The organism is Singulisphaera sp. GP187 (assembly GCF_900129635.1).
GTDB lineage: Bacteria > Planctomycetota > Planctomycetia > Isosphaerales > Isosphaeraceae > Singulisphaera.
On the sequence record NZ_FSRB01000004.1, the window covers coordinates 1 to 16,354 of the forward strand.

Genomic DNA, 16,354 nt, shown 5'->3' on the forward strand with positions numbered 1-16,354 from the left:
TCTTGCACCGTAACTAATATTCCGCAAAAAACATTCTACCCAAATCAACCCAATCAAATCGAACTTCAATATCTGGCTCCGGATGTCGAGGGCACTCAAGAGCGTTCCTTGAGCGTGGTGTTTTTTGAAGAGCTCGCCCCCAAGTTACGTATTACAGTAAAAGCACGCATATTGAACAAACTTAGTACTATTCCCAAAGAAATTGCATTTAGGAATTTTGATCAGGTTCATAGTCAACAGATGTCACTGGTACTCATTAATAACACCCAAGAAGTGCTGATGCTTCCAAAACTAATTTCTTCCGAACCGTGGCTTAGTGCTAAAATTCACGAATCCTATGTGGGGAACCATTATGGATTAGGTAGCCAACAGTGCTGGAGAATTGATGTAAGCGTTAATGGGCAAACACGATTTGCGCAGCATCAACAAGCTGCAGATCTTGTCATAGTTGCGCATCCAAAGGATGATATTTTGGAATCAAAAGAAAATAAATTAACAAACAAAATCCGTGTTCGCCTTTCTGTGTCGCCTTCTGTTAAGGTAGTGCCGTCGATGTTATTTATTGGCGAAATGGCTCATGACAGCGAGAAGAAAGCAAGTATACTCGTTTCGTTCTTACGTGATGTGAAACCAAAGTTTAAGAGCATACACTATCCATCGTTTTTGGCCCATTCAAAGCATCAGGTTGCACTTCTTAGTCCCAATCAATTTCGAGTTGATCTAACACTTATTCCTTCAGATCCGACGATCCACAGTATTCAACAAGCCGAGCTTTTATTGAGGTTCGAAATGGCTGATGCATCCGTGCAATCTATTCGACTGCCTCTTCATGTAAAAATGATTCAGGATTGATAAGCGGTAAGCTCGTCATGGAAGCATGTTTGTGGAATAGATTTGTGACGAATCGTAAATGTTGGAAATCCAACCTTTGCTGCCTTGTCGATGGCGTCGGATCGGCCGATCTCTTTCTAGCCCTTACCAAGCAATTCCGTCGGCTCAAGCAATTTGGTGGACGCCAGATTGCTCAAAACTTTCAGTTGCGGTGGATCCACATCGTCTTAAACGGTATCCGGATCTTTAGCCAAGAGATATTTCATGAAGATTGCGAATCCTTCACAGCAAAACAAAAAACGGTTCATGTTTTCTGGAGTGACACAGTGGCGGATTAAGCAAAATGCAACTTGCATGATGCTAATCATTTCGGTGGTTGGCATGAATTTTGTGAATTCCTGGTTTGCTGTTATGTGCGAGGGTTCCTCCGACCTTCTAGTCTCTCGCCAAAACGAGAGCGTTTCTGGCGACGAAAGGGCTGCACAAGTTGATGGGGAAAATTCGCACCCAGAGTCACCTGAAGACAAGTACTGTGGCGAAAGATGCCTAGAGTTTTTGCTGAAATTTTACAACATTCCTGGACCAGACCTAATTGAGCTTATTCTTCAAATGCAATCACAGGAGGTAGATGGGCTGTTGACGTTCAAGGCGTTGCGTGGGAAAATGCAAGATTTCAATCTGTACGCGATGCCAATATGTTGCAAGAGTGTCGAAGATATCGAATGGCATGAGCCAGTCATTTTGCAGTTGTCGAAGCCAAACAATATCAAGCATTTCGTAGTGTGGATTCGTAATAAGCGAAGCGGTCGAGGTACTATGTGGGACGGCTTACTTGGGGGATTTGAGATGGATGCTACTGAAGTCGATAAAACTTTTACGGGTTTTGCGTTGCTGACTTCCGCAGATCCGATTGATAGTCAAAAACTGTTGCATGCACATCAGCAGTCGTATTGGTGGTTTCTTACTGTTGTTGGACTTTGGGCAAGTGTTATTGTTTTCTTCTGGAAGTCCCGCAAGACGTCCTTCTCTCCTTATTAAATCTATTCGCTACGCATCATTGGCCTGCGTTAAGCTTTGTTTGGACTTATGCTATTGCAATGTGGGGCGCCTGTTCTGTCGAATTATTCGCTTAGGTGGTGCGTTCGGCAAGGGAGTAGACAACCTAGGGCTCTCCTGGCCAATGGATTGATCATTCCTTTTGATGCGTCAGCTTTCGTCAACAAACCTGACGATTGCACATGAGCAGATCCTCGAAAACTGTATTCAAGCTACGTTTCAGTCGATAGTTACGGGAGAGGACGCCGGACGCATGGAGCTCCTTCCAGCAACTCGACAGGCCATGTCGGTACTTAATGAAGCGGGCCTCTCGTTCGTCGACCGTTACCTTTTACTATTCGCTGCTCACGACTTCCTTGACCTGACCCCAATGGGTGTCTCTCGGAGTCAACTGCAGTTAACCTTGCCGCAGCTACAACAGCATGATTCCTGTGATTGCCCTCACGGAGTTCATGTATGCGTGGTCCGTGTCCTCGGCCGGCAGCAACGCCACGTGTCGCCCTCAGTAGTGCCCCCAGCCCTCGTTGAGGAACATGTGGTAGTCGTCCCTCCGCACCTTGAGCCTGGGCGACAGCAAACGTTACCCCGTCATCAAACTTATTGTGTCAAAGACGGCACGTTGAGCTTTGCCACCGCTCAGCCAAACCTTGGCCACTTCGCCCCGCGGTCCCAAGTCGTCCGCAGAGGTGGGAAGAGCGGCCATTCAGTCTCGTCCTCCGCGTGCGCAACCCTACTGTGTGCCAGGATCCGCTGTTCAATACTCGCGCTTGTGGTCAGGTTCCAGAAATTAGCGTGGCCACCTGTCGGTTCAGCATGGTCTGGCGTGTTCACGAAGCGATGGCCTATTTCACTATGTATGGTGATAACATTTGCTTGGTGGTCCGCAATCTACGCCTTCGCACTGGGGACGCTCGTTGGCTGTCACACGCAGCGGCGATGGCAGATCGGGTCTGGTTGCGGGACGATTGGCTGAGCTTCCTGACCTTTCAAGCCGTCTAGGACACCACTAAGTTCGCTACGACCTCACTATTTCATAGAGATTGAACTATGAGACCTTTATTTGCGTTTTTCTTTATGCTCGTCGTGGGTGACTCACTACGCGCGAGTGAAGTCCTGAAGCCGCCATTGCCTCAACGAGTTCTCTATGTTGGCAATTCGGGCACTACTCGTGCCCAAGCACACACCAAGTTCTTGGAAACCCATTTCGCTCAAGTTGAAAGTGCCGATCGAGAGGCTTTTGATCTCACTTCGGCTTCAAAGGCCGACGTCGTTGTTCTGGACTGGTCGCAGAATGACGCGCAAACAATCGGCCGAGCGGAATTTTCACGGCCCGAGCGCATACCGAAGTCCCCGCTTGGAGAGCGGGCGGGCTGGGAGAAGCCTACGGTCCTTTTGGGCAGCGCCGGTCACCTTCTGGCAGCACCATGGCAGGTTCACGGTGGCTCTGGGTGTACATGCCTGAAGCCCTTCGCTTACGGGCTGCGAGCGCACGTAATCTTTACTCAGCCGATCCCGATCGAGCGATCCAGGATGATTCGTCGTGATGCGCCATCCTCCTGGAAGGGATTTGTTGAAAGTACAAATGTCAGCGTGTTGCCCTTGGTCCAGGACTTTGTAGGCCAGCACAACTCCGGCTGGTGCACCTACGTTGAGGGACCATTAGAGTCGCCCGACGTGGAGATCCTCTGCGGCGGCATTAATGACAAAACCCCCACGGCCGCCGCGATCTGGAGGCAAGGCAACCTACTGCATTTTGGGTTCGACCTGTCCCCCGCGGAAATGTCTGATGATGGCCGAGCACTTTTGGTCAATTCGATCGCCTACATCGCAACGTTCACTGAGGACCGGCCCATCGTTAGGTCCCCCTCTCCATTCGCGGGTCCAGCGCCCGAGCCGCGCGGACGCATCGACCGCATCCTGAAAAGGGAGGACCTGGATACTGTCATGTACTTGAAGGGATCCGTTGCATCCTCGATGCTCTCGGCGGCTGATCCAGGGAAACCCGCGGCATATCAGATCTGGTACGATGGAGTGCGGGACTTTGTTCACGCGGACGAGAATGCTAAGCTTTGTGTTGACGAGGAGGCAAGGGTTTTCGGCATCCCGCCCAACAAACCGGGCTTCTTCGACGGGATGATCGCCGCACTGCAAGGTCCGGTAAAACGCGCTGAGCTTGCCCGGCGCCTGCTCGTACGGTACGCGCCCCCCGAGGGTCCCGGCCTAACCGCTCCGGCCGCCATTTGGGCCGACTGGTGGAAAGAGCACAAAGCTTTCCTTTTCTTCAGTGACGTTGGCGGTTATCGATGGTATCTTGATCCTTTGGCCAAACGACGCGGCATTCCGACCGCCAAGTTGCGAGGTCCGGCACGTGCTGATCGCCAGTTCGGACTATAGGCTCGATTAAAGTAATTTGCATTGGTTTACCCACGGGTTGTGCGCAGACCAGCGTATTTGATGCAGCCGATGATGTCTTCGAGATTCACTTGCTTCAATCCTTCACGGATGGCGTCAGTGAGTCCTGTCGACGTCCGTCTCGACCACCCGGCGGAGAAACACCCTAACCTTCGAATCCATCTCCTCGATCAGAGTGTAGTCCGGGCTGTACGGTGGCAGTGGCAATACGCGCCCCTCTTGCTCGCTGGCCCCGGTCACGCCGGGAGCCAGTTGGAGCTTGATGTTGTCCAACACGACCACGTCGCCCTCTCGTGCAACGAGGGGACCAGGAATTGGTCGACATGGGTCTGCAAGGCCGTCGTGTCGGTTGACCGATATCGCTAAGAGGCTCTGCCAAAACCTACCCAGCTGGGATTTCATCGTCATGTAACATGTGAAAGCAGATCACGCACGCAGCCAGGGTATTCCATGCTTCCTGGATGACGGCCTGTCGGTCGTAGCGGATTCTCATTCGCCGTAGCCCCTTGAGCCAGCTGATGGTCCGCTCCACCACCCAGCGGACCTTGCCTAGTCCACTACCGTGCGGCGTCTTCCTTTTCGTGATGTGCGGCTCGATGCCCAGCCAGCGCGGCAGCCAACGGGTGTCGTCGCTGTCGTAGCCCCGGTCGGCGTAAAGCTCGTCGGGCAGTTCCTTGGGCCGGCCCGGCTTGCCCATCACCCTGGGGAAGTCCAGCACCAAAGGGATGATCTGCATGTGATCGCTGGCGTTGGCCCCCGCCGTCCGGATCGCCAGAGGCACCCGTGCCGATCGACCAGAAGCGTGTGTTTCGTGCCCTTTCTGCCCCGATCTACGGGACTTGGGCCGGTCAGGTCGCCGCCGCCGAAGGCACGCAGAATGACGGCATCGAGGATGACCAAGTCGGGGTCGAGTTTGCCCGCCTGACGGAGCAGCCGAAGCAAGTCGGCATGAAGGCGATCCCAGCAACCCATCTCCTCCCAGAGTTGGAGGAAGCGATGAGCCGATCGACCCGAACAGCCCAACTCGGGCGGCACGTCTTCCCAGCGGCAGCCGGTGGCCAGGACGAACCACAGGACTTTAACGATGTGCCGGTTGTCGATCGGCGGTCGTCCACCGGCTGGGTCTACGGAACGCTCGGGCGGCAGGTGAGGCGCCGCTAAATCGAAAAACGCATCGGGCATGCGGGCAATGGCCATGACGGGTGACTCCTACGCGGAGCGATCACCCTTCTATGTTCAAGCCGCGTGACAAAGTAGGTTTTGGCAGAGCCTCTAAGGATCGTTCCCCCCAACGTCCGGTTCCACGCCTATAATCTTGCTCCTCCTGGACGACTGCCACTCCTAGGCGACCGTCTACAGGCTCTTGGTCTGTAGCTCCAGAACAATCGACCGTTGGGTCAAGCGGTTCCCAAGGATGGGGTCGAGGACCCGGCCGCCCCTTTCGCTTCGCCGCCGAGTGGATCGCCGTCGTCGTTGAATGGGGCAAATCCTAGAAGCCCCGCCGCTTCGGCTTCCTTTCGACTCCCAGCTATCAGATCATATCGCATCAATCCACTCTTAAACTCGCGAATTTTTCCGGGGTCGCATATCTGGCTAGCGAACCATAACAAATTTTTTTTTGGATTTTCCTTGTGGAACTAGGTAACTGATCAGGTAAGATTAGTCCAACGTCTAAGACATCCCACTTTGCAAGATGCTCAGAGGCGTGCGTCTATTGGCTCTCAGTCATCCCCACAGAAGGTTTCCTCATGAACTTCTTTCGAACCCACCAGCCAAGAGCTTACCTGATTCCCGCAATCGCTCTGTTCGTAGCAATAGCAAATTACAGCGTCCTAGCGGGGTGCCACATCAGACTTCTTACTGAGGACGAAACAACAAGCATCGTGGGCGGACTCTGTGTCACACTCAATCCAGATTATTGCCCTCCAACGAACGGTTCCCCATGTTCTGGGGGAGCATGCGATGCCACTCACGACTGCAAGATCTCTCCAACTCTTGACTCTCCAGGGATTCTCAATATGAGTTCCTATCCAAAAGTTGCACCTCAAGTAGAGGGTAAAGGCAAAGAGGGTTATTCTGTCCTTCACCTCTATTGCACGCAAACTCAATACTGCGAGATTGCATGCACTCAGCAGCAGAACGGCCTATGGCAATGCACAAGCTATGGTTCAGACAATGACCCGGGTTCGGCAGTTAATGGCAATCGTCTTGAGGGAGCGGATTGCGAACTATATATCGGATGATATGGTGGTCGTCCGTCAACCTGTGGGAGCGGATGCATTTCCTAAAACCGTAAACTCAAGACTGTCAAAAGTTGTAGCCGTACAGTCCCTGGTTTGGCCCAGGAGTTGCAGGGCGGGATGCTCTGCCCGATGAGCCATCGTCGCTCGATTCAGGTAATCCAGCACCGGAAGTTTCTGTAGCCGCAGGGTTTGGACCACGGTCAGCATCCGCTCCACTAGCCGGTATCCCACTGCGCTGTGGCAACTGAAGTCATTCTTTTGCCACAGCACGCCCAAACGCAGGAGTTGTTCCGCATGGTTCTTGGTCGGTTCGACTCCCTCGATCGCCGTGGACAACCACCGGGCCGGGTAGAGAGCCAGGACGTTGGCAAAAAAATTCGCCGCACTTGGAATCCGCGCACGATCAACCATGTTCCGCTCCAAAACGTCTTGGAGTTCGTGGGCGATCAGGTCCAATGGCGTTTGCAGGCCCGGTCGATCAAGTGAGCTGCGGCGGAACGTCCATCAGTCGGCGAAGAGACATTCGACCACTTTCAGACCAACTCGGCCAATTGCTTCAGCGGGGCCTCCTCGGTCGATCAGTTTCTGAAAGTCGCGTTTCAGGTGGGCCCAGCAGCTTTGGCGCGGTGGCAGCGGCCGCTTGCTGTAGACCGACCAGCGATCGCTACAGACTAATTCCCTGGATCGTCTCACCCAGCAGGGCATGAATGCACTCGAAGTTACATCGCAGATGAATTACGTAGTAGGCTACTGTCACAGTCGCCGCCCCCCGAGCTAGCATCTCTGCCCCTTCATTCGTCAGGGCTTAAGACCGGCGCGCTTGAGTGAGAGTCGTGCCTTTGATTTGAAAGCGGCGAGGAACGCATCGGCCCGGAGGTATTCGTCAAGCTCGGCCCGCTCGTCCGTCGTGAGCCGACCTTCCTGATTACTTGTGAGGAGGGTTGAGACCCGGTCCTTGTCCGCCTTTGGGAAAGTGAGTTTCAGGATCGACCGTGCGGCTTCCGGGCTCAAGGTCGGGTCATCGGGGTTGATGACCCGACCGAGTATGGCTGCTCCGGTCTTGCCGCGGGTTGCCGCAGTGCTCAGCTCGGTTGACATGCTGCTATTCTATCACGCCTCGTCCGAGGTCGGCCATGCCAACCGATTGCGAGGAAATTACAGGAGGTCGAATTTTCTCAGCACTTGCCGATTTTCCGCGGGTTTACGAAGGTTCCCGGAACGCTTGAGACACTCACCGCCCACGATGATACCTCCCAGCATCCCCCTTTCCTTTCCCGGACTCATTCCTTATCGTGGCGTTCCTTCGTGTGCGGCCGGCAACGAGTCCGTACACCCCATGCGCGGGACCTCGAAGCGGAGCGGGCGGAGATGATCCGCCGTGGATTCGCAATGGCCGACGAATTGCATCCCGAGGAAGACCTCATCCTGGCGGCACTTCCCGAACCCCTCGTTCCCGAGGCGATCGCACAGGAGGTCGCGTTCGTCATCCCGGCGGCGGCCTATGAGTCGATCGATACCGAAGCCGAACTCGCCGTGCCGCCCGCGAGTGGCCCTGAGCCGGTGGATTCTCTGGCCTTGCCGGCCATCGCGGCCTTGGGAGAAACGCTCCATCGCAAGCTCGACGCTTTGCAAACGCTCTTCGATCGCGAGATCCGCGCTGAGGCCACCCGGGAGAAGGTGGTCGACCGCTTGCACGCCGAGTTGCAGGAGTACAAGCAGGGCCTCCTCCTGAATGTGCTTCGACCCATTTTCGTCGACCTGATCCAGCTTCATGACGACATCGGCAAAATTGCCGAGGCCCAGGGTGAGGGGAATGGCGAGGGCGAGGGTGAGGTCGGCCGATTCCTGGGTTTGATGCGTGGTTTTCAGCAAGGGATCGAGGACATCCTCTATCGCCAAGGGGTCGAACCCTATACGCAGGAGGGGGAGGCGTTCGACCCGAGGCGGCAGCGGGCGGTCGCGACGGTGGTGACCGAGGATGCCGGTCTGAACAAGCAGATCGCCGCCCGGCACCGCAAAGGGTTCCAGGCGGGCGATCGGGTGATCCGCGCTGAGATTGTCTCGGTCTACGCCCTCAAGAAGTAGGCCCGGCGGATCAGGTGGGTCGGTCGGACCCACCCACCTGACGAACGGGGGCAGGTTCTGCACCCGTCACGGCTTCGCGATCTCAAAGCGGTAGACCTGGCCGTCCAGGTTGACCGTGACGGGCTCGTCGAAGGTCAGATACTGGTTCAACTCGGACTTCTGGGTCTCCGCCAGCCTGAAGAAGGCATCGCTGAACTGCTCGATGACCGTAGCTTTCGCGGCCTCCTCGGGTTTGACCGTGGAGTCGACCCAGTGCCCGTTCTTGAAGTAAAAAGTCTTCGCGCCGACCTGGCGAACCGACGGTTTCCCGTCGGCGTCCTTCGCCTGCAGATCGCTCAGCCCTGGTTGGTTGCCGTTCGGGTTGAGAGCCAGTTGAGCTTGATCCCGACGCACACTCAAGCTCCCGGCGCCAAATCCTCCCATCCCACCAAGTCGCTCGGAGCGACCAGCCAGGGGCGAACTCTCCGCGGCAGGTGTCCGCGAACTTGCCGCAGGTGCCGAAGGGTTGATCGAGAAGCTGTAGCCAGGGGCCGAGGGACGTGCCGCGTCCTGATAAAATCGCTTGGCGCCTCGCTGGTTGACGCCGCTTGCACCGTCGGTGACTTCGAGCTCGCGGAGGCTCTCGCCCGCGCGGAGCGTGTTCGCCATTCCGGCGTGCAACGTCACTCGCTCGTCGGCCAGAAACGAGGTGTACGGGGTCATGATGCCGTACTTCGTACTCAGGGAGACGAGTTCATCGATTAACTCCTTGTTCTGTCCACGGAGATCGATCTCGTCGATGATGTGGCCGACGCGACGCATCGCCCAGACCCGCTCGACGAAGTCGTAGGCCATGCCGCGGTCGGTCGAGGCGAGCTCGGCCGGGAACTCAAAGCTTCGGCGCTCACCACCAGCGCGGCCGGTCAGGCGCACGGTGGTGCGTCCCGACTGGCGGTAGCGACCGACCCAGACGAGCTGGCCCCCCTCGAACAGGTCGGGGAGATCGCGGGGGTAGGTCCGGTTGACGTCGGTGTCGGCGAGCTCGACCCGAATGTCGGTCAACACCGGGCTGGTCATCTTGGCGTAGAACCGGGAAACGTGGGACTCGATGTCGTCGTCCGGTTTGACGTATTCGCTGGTTCCGCTGTTGCCTCCGCTCAACCGGTCGAGCAAGCGTGAGTTGACGTCGTAACCGACCCCAAATGCGAAGATCCGTGCATGCTCCCGATTCGCTTTGCGGGCGCCCTCGGCGATGGCCATCTCGCCGGTCTCACCGGCCGTGGGGAGGCCGTCGGTGAGGAACAAGACATAGCTGGGTCGGGAATCATCGTGAATCATGTCCAGGGCCGATTTGAGGGCGGCGTCGATGTTGGTCGCTCCCCCTTCACGGATGTTGTCCACGAATCGATCGGCCTCGGCTCGGGTCCTCGACGTGTAGCGCTGGAGTTCCGGCTGAAAGGTCTCGACCCGATCGTCGTAGACGACGATGTTGAACAGGTCATCGTCACGCAAGTTGTTGAGAACGAATTGAAGCGCCTTTCGCGCCTGTTCGATCTTCTTGCCTGCCATCGACCCTGAGCGGTCGAGGACGAAAATGACCGTCTTGGGCTGAGGCTTGACGTCGGCCGCCTTGACCTGCGGACTGGTGAGCATCAGGAAATAGCCGTCGTCAGAGCCACTGGGCCGGTAGCTCATCACCGTGGCCCCGAGTGCGCCCTCGGCCAGCGAGTAGACCAGGCGAAAGTCGTTGTTGGGAACGATGTCACGCTGTTCCAGGAGGATCCGGGCGTCGTGGTCGCCGTCGCGGCGGATGGTCGTGTCGCTGGTGGGGCTGTAGATCGACTTGATGGCGTCCCGGCTCTGGATCTGCAACACGAGCGAGAGCCGCTGGATCGGTTTGGCCGTGAATTTCTGGGTGCCGAAGGGATATGCGAACTCGACGAGGTCGCGATCGCGCTTGCAGAGCTGGGTGTAGCGCATCGTGACTTTGCGATCGGCCCCGGGGGGGATTGGAAAGACGCTGGTCCGGAACAGGCCCCGCCCCATGTATTCGAGCAAGGCGGGATCGCGCTTGGACCGAACGATCTCCTCGTAGATTCGTCTCGCTTCGTCCTTGGGCAAGAGCCGGCCGGGGAGTTCCTTGCCGTCAACCATCAGGACGAAGTTCTGGATCGCCCCCTCCTCGGGCAACGGGAAGTAGTATTCTGACTCGAGCACGGTCGAGCCCGGGTTGTGGAACGTCTGAGCGACTTGAACCTCTGCCACCTGGTCGCGCACCTTGGCGTCGACCGTCACTTCGCGAATTTCGTACGACCGCGCGACCGGGTGATTGGGGCGACGGTCGATCAGCAGGCCTTGCGACCAGGCGCGGTATGGCGGGGCCGTCAGGGCCAGGGCGAAGACGATCAGGTATCGTCCGACTCGAGGTTTCATGAGAGACCCTCCTCAGCGACATGACGATCCGGCGATTGCGATCGGACCTAATCGAAGAACGTGCGAACGCGACAATCCTTAGTTTCGTGGTCAATTGGCGGAAAATCCCAGCCTCTTTCTTTAGACGCGACCCGCGCGGTTGCGGTTGCCGAGATTCCTTCGAAAACGAGCGACTGCCCTCGGCCCGATTCTGCGATTACAATCAATAATTCGTTCGGCCGGACGAAGATCCAGGGCGCGTTGGTTCGACGCCTGGTTTTCGAGCCAGTCCCCATTTGCAGTGGCCCAGCCCAAGGGAGCCCTTGCCGTGAGCGAAGGTCTCAAGCGCGTCTTCGGAATCGATCTGGGGACAACCTACTCGGCGATCGCCTACGTCGACGAGCACGGGAAGCCGGTGATCGTTCCCAATCAGGAGAGCGAGCGCATCACCCCCTCGGTCGTGCTCTTCGACGGCGACAACATCATCGTGGGCAACACGGCGAAGGAGTCGGCCAAGGTCGAACCGCACCGCGTCGTCTCCCGGGTCAAGCAGCACATGGGCGACCCCAACTACGTCTTCGAGCACGATGGGCAAGTCTTTAGCCCCGAAGACATCTCGTCGTTCATCCTGCGCAAGGTCGTCGGTGATGCCGAACTGGCGCTCGGCGAAGAGAAGATCACCGACGTCGTCATCACCTGCCCGGCCTACTTCGGAACGCCCGAGCGCGAGGCGACCGCCAATGCGGGACGCCTGGCCGGCCTCAACGTGCGTGCAATCCTCAACGAGCCGACCGCCGCCGCCATCGCCTATGGGCTCGAGCAAGCGGACGATCAGACCGTCCTGGTCTACGACCTCGGTGGCGGAACCTTCGACATCACGATGATCGAGATCAAGGATCGCCTGATCCGGGTCATCTGCACCGGTGGCGACCATCGACTCGGTGGTACCCTCTGGGACGAGGCCATCGTGATGTACCTGGCCGACCAGTTCCGCGAGCAGACCGGGCTCGACGCCGACCCGATGGACGATCCCGAAGTGCTCAACGACCTGTTCCTCCAGGCCGAGCGCGGGAAGAAGACGCTGACCCAGCGCGACAAGGCCCCGTTCCGAATCACCCACGCCGGTCAGCAAGCACGCGTTGAGCTCGAACGCGCCAAGTTTGATGAGATCACCAAGCACTTGCTCGATCGCACGCTCGAACTCACCCGCGAAATGCTGACCGATGCCAAGGGGAAAGGGCACGAGTCGTTCGATAAGATCATCCTCGTCGGCGGTGCCACGCGGATGCCCCAAGTTCGCGAGCGAATCGTCGCCGACTTTGCCAAGGAACCGGAAAGCTTCGACCCCGATGAGTCGGTCGCCAAGGGGGCCGCGCTCTTTGGACTGAAGGAGTCACTCGAAGACTCGGTCCGCGAGATCCTCGCACCCGAAGGCGGCACGGCGAACGGGGCGGCGAACGAACCAGGCTTCGAAGCGGCGTCCGAGGAACAGGTGGCCGAAGCGCTCGACCGGATCGAGAAGCAACTCGGCTTCACGCTCACCGGGCCGGTCCGTGAACTCGTCAACACCAAGATCGTCAACGTCCTGAGCAAGAGCCTTGGGGTCGTGGCGCGCGACGAGAAGAACAAGGACGTCGTCGTGTACCTGCTCCCGCGCAACGGCGAAGTCCCGATGGAATATAGCAGTGACTTCGGCACCGACACCGCGAACCAGGCGGGCGTCGATATCCGCGTGATGGCCGGCGAACGGGACAGCCCCGAACCGCTCGACTGCATGGATGTCGGCACGGCCACGCTGAATCTTCCTCCGAGCCTGCCGGCGCGGAGCCCGATCCGGGTGAAGTTCGCCATCAACCGCGACGGTCGGCTCATCGTCACCGCGACCGACCTCACCGGCGGGGCCTCGATCGACGTCGAGTTCGAGACCGAGGCGGTCCTGAACGCCGAAGAGGTGGCCGAGCGGTCGTCGGCCTTGCGCTTGCTAAACGTCTCCTGAATCGTCTCCCAAGGCATTCCGATCTCGAGAACTGTTCAAGCGTACTGACTTTCAGCGGGAGTCGAGAATGGCCAGCACGTTTGTCGGCATCGACCTCGGGACGACCAATTCGGTGGTGGCCTGGCGCAACACCTATGGCCGGCCCGAGGTGATCGCCAACCGAGAGGGGCAGAACATTACCCCCTCGGTGGTCTACTTCGGCACCGATCCTCCGGTGGTCGGTCAGGAGGCGAAAGAGTGGGCGCGGCTGGGCAACGACGAAATTGCCAGCTTCTTCAAACCGCACATGGGGAGCCCGCTCTATCAACTCCGGTTTGGCCAGCGCGACTATAACGCGAGCGATCTCTCGGCGCTCGTGCTGAAACGACTGAAGGAGGACGCGGAGGCCAAGCTCGGGCAAGTCGTCGACCGCGCGGTGATCACGGTCCCCGCCTACTTCGCCGACGCCCAGCGCAAGGCGACGATCGAGGCCGGCAACGCGGCGGGGCTCGAGGTGCTCCGGATCATCAACGAGCCGACCGCCGCCGCGCTCGCCTACGGCCTGCAACGGACCGGGACCAGTGAGACAGTGCTGATCTACGACCTGGGGGGCGGCACGTTCGACGTGACCGTCGCGCAAATCAACCCTGATGAGATCGCCGTGTTGAGCACCGCGGGCGACCACGACCTCGGTGGCAAGAACTGGGATGACCGGATCGCCACGTTTCTTTCCGAGCGGTTCGCCGCCGATACCGGCATCGACCCGCTCGACGATCCGGTCGCCCTCAACGAGGTGCTGGTCCGGAGCGAGCAAGCGAAGTGGGCCCTCTCCGACCGCGTCACAACCCGGATCACACTGCAACTTGGGACGGAGCGGCGGAGCTATGAGCTGGCCCGCACGGAGTTCGAGAGCCTGACCTTCCCCTTGATGGACCGGACCCGGCGGCTCACCGAAGAGGCTCTCGAAGAAGCCAAGCTCGGTTGGAAACAGCTCAGCGGGGTTCTCCTGGTCGGCGGGTCCACGCGGATGCCGATGGTCCGCTCCTATGTCACGCAGATGGCGGGAGCACCGCCTCGAACCGGGGTCAACGTCGACGAGGTCGTGGCGCTGGGCGCGGCGATCCAGGCGGCCATGGAGGTGGGGCAGTCCTCGCGCGATGCCACGCCGCAGTACAGTCTCGCCGGTGCGCGTCGGGTCCATGACGTAATGTCTCACAGCCTGGGTACGGTCGCCATCAGCCCCGACGGGTCAAGTTATCTCAACGATATCGTCATCCGCCGCAACCTGCCGATTCCGGCCGCCAACACCAAGTCGTATCTTCATGCCACGCACGGCGGCGAAAACTCGAAGCTCGAAGTTTACATCACGCAGGGGGAAAGCGAACGGCCGTTGGATTGCACGATTCTCGGCAAATATGTTTGTTCGGGGATCCATGCCACCGACGCCGAAGTGACGATCGATCTGGATATGTCGTATGATGCCAACGGGGTCGTGCAGGTCCGCGCCGTTCAGCGCGACACCGGACAGACCCTGGCGATGGAAGTCGAGCCGGTCCCCAATGACCTGTCGTGGCTCGGCCGGCCGCCGGAGTCGATCGCTGCGCCGGGCCGGCCCGAGCCGGTGCGAGTTTACCTTTTGATGGATGTCTCGGCGAGCATGGCCGGGTTTCCCTTGGTCGAAGCCCAAACGGCCGCGCGTGAGTTCCTGGACCGGTGCGACTTCACAACCATGGAGGTCGGCCTGATCTCGTTCTCGACCCAGGTCACGCTCCAAGCCGAGGCCACCGACAACTCGAGACGAGTGCAAGCCGCGATTTCCCGGCTCGAGCCGGATAGCAGCACGAACCTGACCGACGCGATCGAACTGGCCAGCGAGAAGCTCGACGCCACCGATCGGATCCGCTATATGGTGGTGTTGACCGACGGCTATCCCGACGCCCCCGAGAGCGCCGTGGAGAGTGCGAAGGCCGCGCGGGAGAAGGGAATCGAGATCGTGGCCATCGGCATGGGCGACGCCGACCTCGATTATCTCCGGCGGATCGCAAGCAGTGAGCAAGGGTCGATCTTCGCGCACGCCGGCGAGCTCGTGAAGACGTTCGGTCACATCGCCCGGGTCATTGCCGAGGGAGGCCGTAGCTTGCGGAAGATCCAATGAGCGTCGCCGCCAAGCCTGTCCCGATCTCCCGGAATCGGTATGGGAACATCCGCCAGGCTTATGACCTCGCCCTGGCGGGAGCGCTCGGCGCGATCTTTGGACTCTACCTCTACGTCGAGCTCGTGCGGGCCGACTCGGTCTTGGTCCGAGATGCCCTGGCCGGTGTCGCGATCGGCGGCACGATCGGGTTCTTCTTGAACGCCTCCGGGCCGTTTCGCGACGGGGCCTGGATCAAGCTCAGCCGCGCCTCCACCTGGGGCGCCCTGGCCGGCGCCGCGGGGGGCGCTCTCGGACTCGTGTTCGGCGAATCCGTGATTGGCTGGTTCCAAGGGGGGCTGATCGGCCGCGCGCTCTCGTGGGCAGTCCTCGGTCTCGGGATCGGAGTCAGCCAGGGGATTGCCGATCGGTCGCGGCAGCGGCTCATCTACGGACTGATCGGCGGTGGACTCGGAGGGCTGGTTGGCGGCTACCTCTTTGAATGGCTGAGACAGGGCCTGGGCCATCGCTATAACAACAGCCTGGGCCAGGGGCTTGGCATTGTCATTCTCGGGGCCGGCCTGGGCCTTTTCCTGGCGCTGGTGGAGCAAGTCTTGAGACGGGCCTGGATCCAGGTCATCTCGGGGCGGCAAGAGGGACGGGTCTACCTGCTTGCGCGAAAGGTCTCGGCCGTGGGCCTCGACGAGCGTGCGGAGGTCGGCCTGTTTGGCGACCGCGCGGTGGCGCGACGTCACGCCGAGATTGAGTCGACCCCCCAAGGTTATGTCCTCCGCAACCATGCCCCCAGCGGCCGGACTCGCGTCAACGGCACGGTCATCGACGACACCCACGTCTTGAGCAACGGCGATCGAATCGAGCTCGGGCAGACTCTGCTCGTGTTCCGACAACGCTAGGAGCCCGGCCGGCACCCCGGCCGTAAGTAAAAACCAACATGAATCAAAGCGGCTGGTCGCTGGAAGTGGTCCGCGGAACCGAAGTGGGTCGAAGCTACGCGCTCGACGGCGCCGCGACGGTGCTCGGGAATGCCCTCAACGGTGGCCCTGGGCTCGACCTCGGCCACCAGGAAGGGAGCAGTCCGCGGCGGATGGCCGGGCGGCAGGCGCAGATCGACCTTTCCCCCAAGGGCTGGTCGTCCGCGATCTCGACAGTCCCGGTGGCACGTTCGTCAACCGCCAACGGATCCTGCCGGGCCAAGCGATGACGCTCCAA

At 59.1% G+C, this 16,354-nt stretch carries 13 protein-coding genes and 1 pseudogene; 8 read left to right on the forward strand and 6 right to left on the reverse strand.

Translation table 11 applies throughout. From position 1 onward, the window contains the following. The 3 genes from BUS42_RS44035 to BUS42_RS43385 all read left to right on the forward strand — a co-directional run. Positions 1 to 852, forward strand: an 852-nt coding sequence (locus BUS42_RS44035) for a hypothetical protein (RefSeq protein ID WP_159452362.1), incomplete at its 5' end; no start/stop codon positions are given. 243 nt (positions 853 to 1,095) lie between these two features. After that, positions 1,096 to 1,869 carry a cysteine peptidase family C39 domain-containing protein gene (locus tag BUS42_RS40600; RefSeq protein WP_083671407.1) on the forward strand — a complete coding sequence of 258 codons (774 nt, stop codon included), beginning with the start codon at positions 1,096 to 1,098 and terminating at the stop codon, positions 1,867 to 1,869. Between the two features lie 1,065 nt (positions 1,870 to 2,934). Further along, entirely contained in the window at positions 2,935 to 4,281 is a 1,347-nt protein-coding gene (locus BUS42_RS43385; protein WP_143206702.1) for a hypothetical protein, read from the forward strand. A 114-nt stretch (positions 4,282 to 4,395) separates the two neighbouring features. On the opposite strand, the gene BUS42_RS40610 is transcribed toward BUS42_RS43385, so the two are convergent. The 5 genes from BUS42_RS40610 to BUS42_RS40630 form a co-directional block, all read right to left on the reverse strand. Beyond that, positions 4,396 to 4,581 (reverse strand): hypothetical protein, encoded by a 186-nt coding sequence (locus BUS42_RS40610; protein ID WP_074317621.1) that lies wholly within the window; start codon positions 4,579 to 4,581, stop codon positions 4,396 to 4,398. Between the two features lie 100 nt (positions 4,582 to 4,681). Then, the gene (locus tag BUS42_RS45860; RefSeq protein ID WP_254054123.1) at positions 4,682 to 5,080 is read right to left on the reverse strand and encodes a transposase; all 399 of its coding nucleotides are present in this window, start codon (positions 5,078 to 5,080) and stop codon (positions 4,682 to 4,684) included. Beyond that, the gene (locus BUS42_RS45865) at positions 4,996 to 5,496 is read right to left on the reverse strand and encodes a transposase (RefSeq protein WP_315850763.1); all 501 of its coding nucleotides are present in this window, start codon (positions 5,494 to 5,496) and stop codon (positions 4,996 to 4,998) included. The genes BUS42_RS45860 and BUS42_RS45865 overlap by 85 nt, the downstream gene beginning before the upstream one ends. A 1,061-nt stretch (positions 5,497 to 6,557) precedes the next feature. Then, a complete protein-coding gene (locus BUS42_RS43390; protein ID WP_143206703.1) occupies positions 6,558 to 6,953 on the reverse strand; it encodes a hypothetical protein in 396 nt (131 codons plus the stop codon). Positions 6,954 to 7,340: 387 nt separating this feature from the next. Then, complete coding sequence (locus BUS42_RS40630; RefSeq protein ID WP_074317631.1) at positions 7,341 to 7,640, reverse strand: hypothetical protein; 300 nt, start codon at positions 7,638 to 7,640, stop codon at positions 7,341 to 7,343. 270 nt (positions 7,641 to 7,910) lie between these two features. On the opposite strand from BUS42_RS40630, the gene BUS42_RS40635 reads away from it, so the two are divergent. Next, positions 7,911 to 8,627, forward strand: coding sequence for a nucleotide exchange factor GrpE (locus BUS42_RS40635; protein ID WP_254054124.1), 717 nt, complete (start codon positions 7,911 to 7,913; stop codon positions 8,625 to 8,627). 66 nt (positions 8,628 to 8,693) lie between these two features. On the opposite strand, the gene BUS42_RS40640 is transcribed toward BUS42_RS40635, so the two are convergent. Next, positions 8,694 to 11,039 carry a VIT domain-containing protein gene (locus BUS42_RS40640; protein ID WP_074317633.1) on the reverse strand — a complete coding sequence of 782 codons (2,346 nt, stop codon included), beginning with the start codon at positions 11,037 to 11,039 and terminating at the stop codon, positions 8,694 to 8,696. 307 nt (positions 11,040 to 11,346) lie between these two features. Between BUS42_RS40640 and BUS42_RS40645 the strand changes: the two genes are divergently transcribed. The 4 genes and pseudogenes from BUS42_RS40645 to BUS42_RS46895 all read left to right on the forward strand — a co-directional run. Continuing rightward, positions 11,347 to 13,014, forward strand: coding sequence for an Hsp70 family protein (locus tag BUS42_RS40645; protein WP_074317635.1), 1,668 nt, complete (start codon positions 11,347 to 11,349; stop codon positions 13,012 to 13,014). 67 nt (positions 13,015 to 13,081) lie between these two features. After that, the gene (locus tag BUS42_RS40650) at positions 13,082 to 15,148 is read left to right on the forward strand and encodes an Hsp70 family protein (protein ID WP_074317638.1); all 2,067 of its coding nucleotides are present in this window, start codon (positions 13,082 to 13,084) and stop codon (positions 15,146 to 15,148) included. Further along, positions 15,145 to 16,038, forward strand: coding sequence for an FHA domain-containing protein (locus BUS42_RS40655; RefSeq protein WP_074317641.1), 894 nt, complete (start codon positions 15,145 to 15,147; stop codon positions 16,036 to 16,038). Before BUS42_RS40650 ends, BUS42_RS40655 begins: the two co-directional genes overlap by 4 nt. Positions 16,039 to 16,270: 232 nt before the next feature. Beyond that, positions 16,271 to 16,327, forward strand: a pseudogene (locus BUS42_RS46895) (hypothetical protein); the annotation flags it as partial. Between the last annotated feature and the right edge of the window lie 27 nt (positions 16,328 to 16,354).

Coding starts and splice junctions, on each gene's coding strand:
- BUS42_RS45865 (WP_315850763.1), bottom strand. CDS start 5,496: ATGGCCATTGCCCGCATGCCCGATGCGTTTTTCGATTTAGCGGCGCCT.
- BUS42_RS40640 (WP_074317633.1), bottom strand. CDS start 11,039: ATGAAACCTCGAGTCGGACGATACCTGATCGTCTTCGCCCTGGCCCTG.
- BUS42_RS43385 (WP_143206702.1), top strand. CDS start 2,935: ATGAGACCTTTATTTGCGTTTTTCTTTATGCTCGTCGTGGGTGACTCA.
- BUS42_RS40655 (WP_074317641.1), top strand. CDS start 15,145: ATGAGCGTCGCCGCCAAGCCTGTCCCGATCTCCCGGAATCGGTATGGG.
- BUS42_RS43390 (WP_143206703.1), bottom strand. CDS start 6,953: ATGGTTGATCGTGCGCGGATTCCAAGTGCGGCGAATTTTTTTGCCAAC.
- BUS42_RS40650 (WP_074317638.1), top strand. CDS start 13,082: ATGGCCAGCACGTTTGTCGGCATCGACCTCGGGACGACCAATTCGGTG.
- BUS42_RS40600 (WP_083671407.1), top strand. CDS start 1,096: ATGAAGATTGCGAATCCTTCACAGCAAAACAAAAAACGGTTCATGTTT.
- BUS42_RS40630 (WP_074317631.1), bottom strand. CDS start 7,640: ATGTCAACCGAGCTGAGCACTGCGGCAACCCGCGGCAAGACCGGAGCA.
- BUS42_RS40635 (WP_254054124.1), top strand. CDS start 7,911: ATGATCCGCCGTGGATTCGCAATGGCCGACGAATTGCATCCCGAGGAA.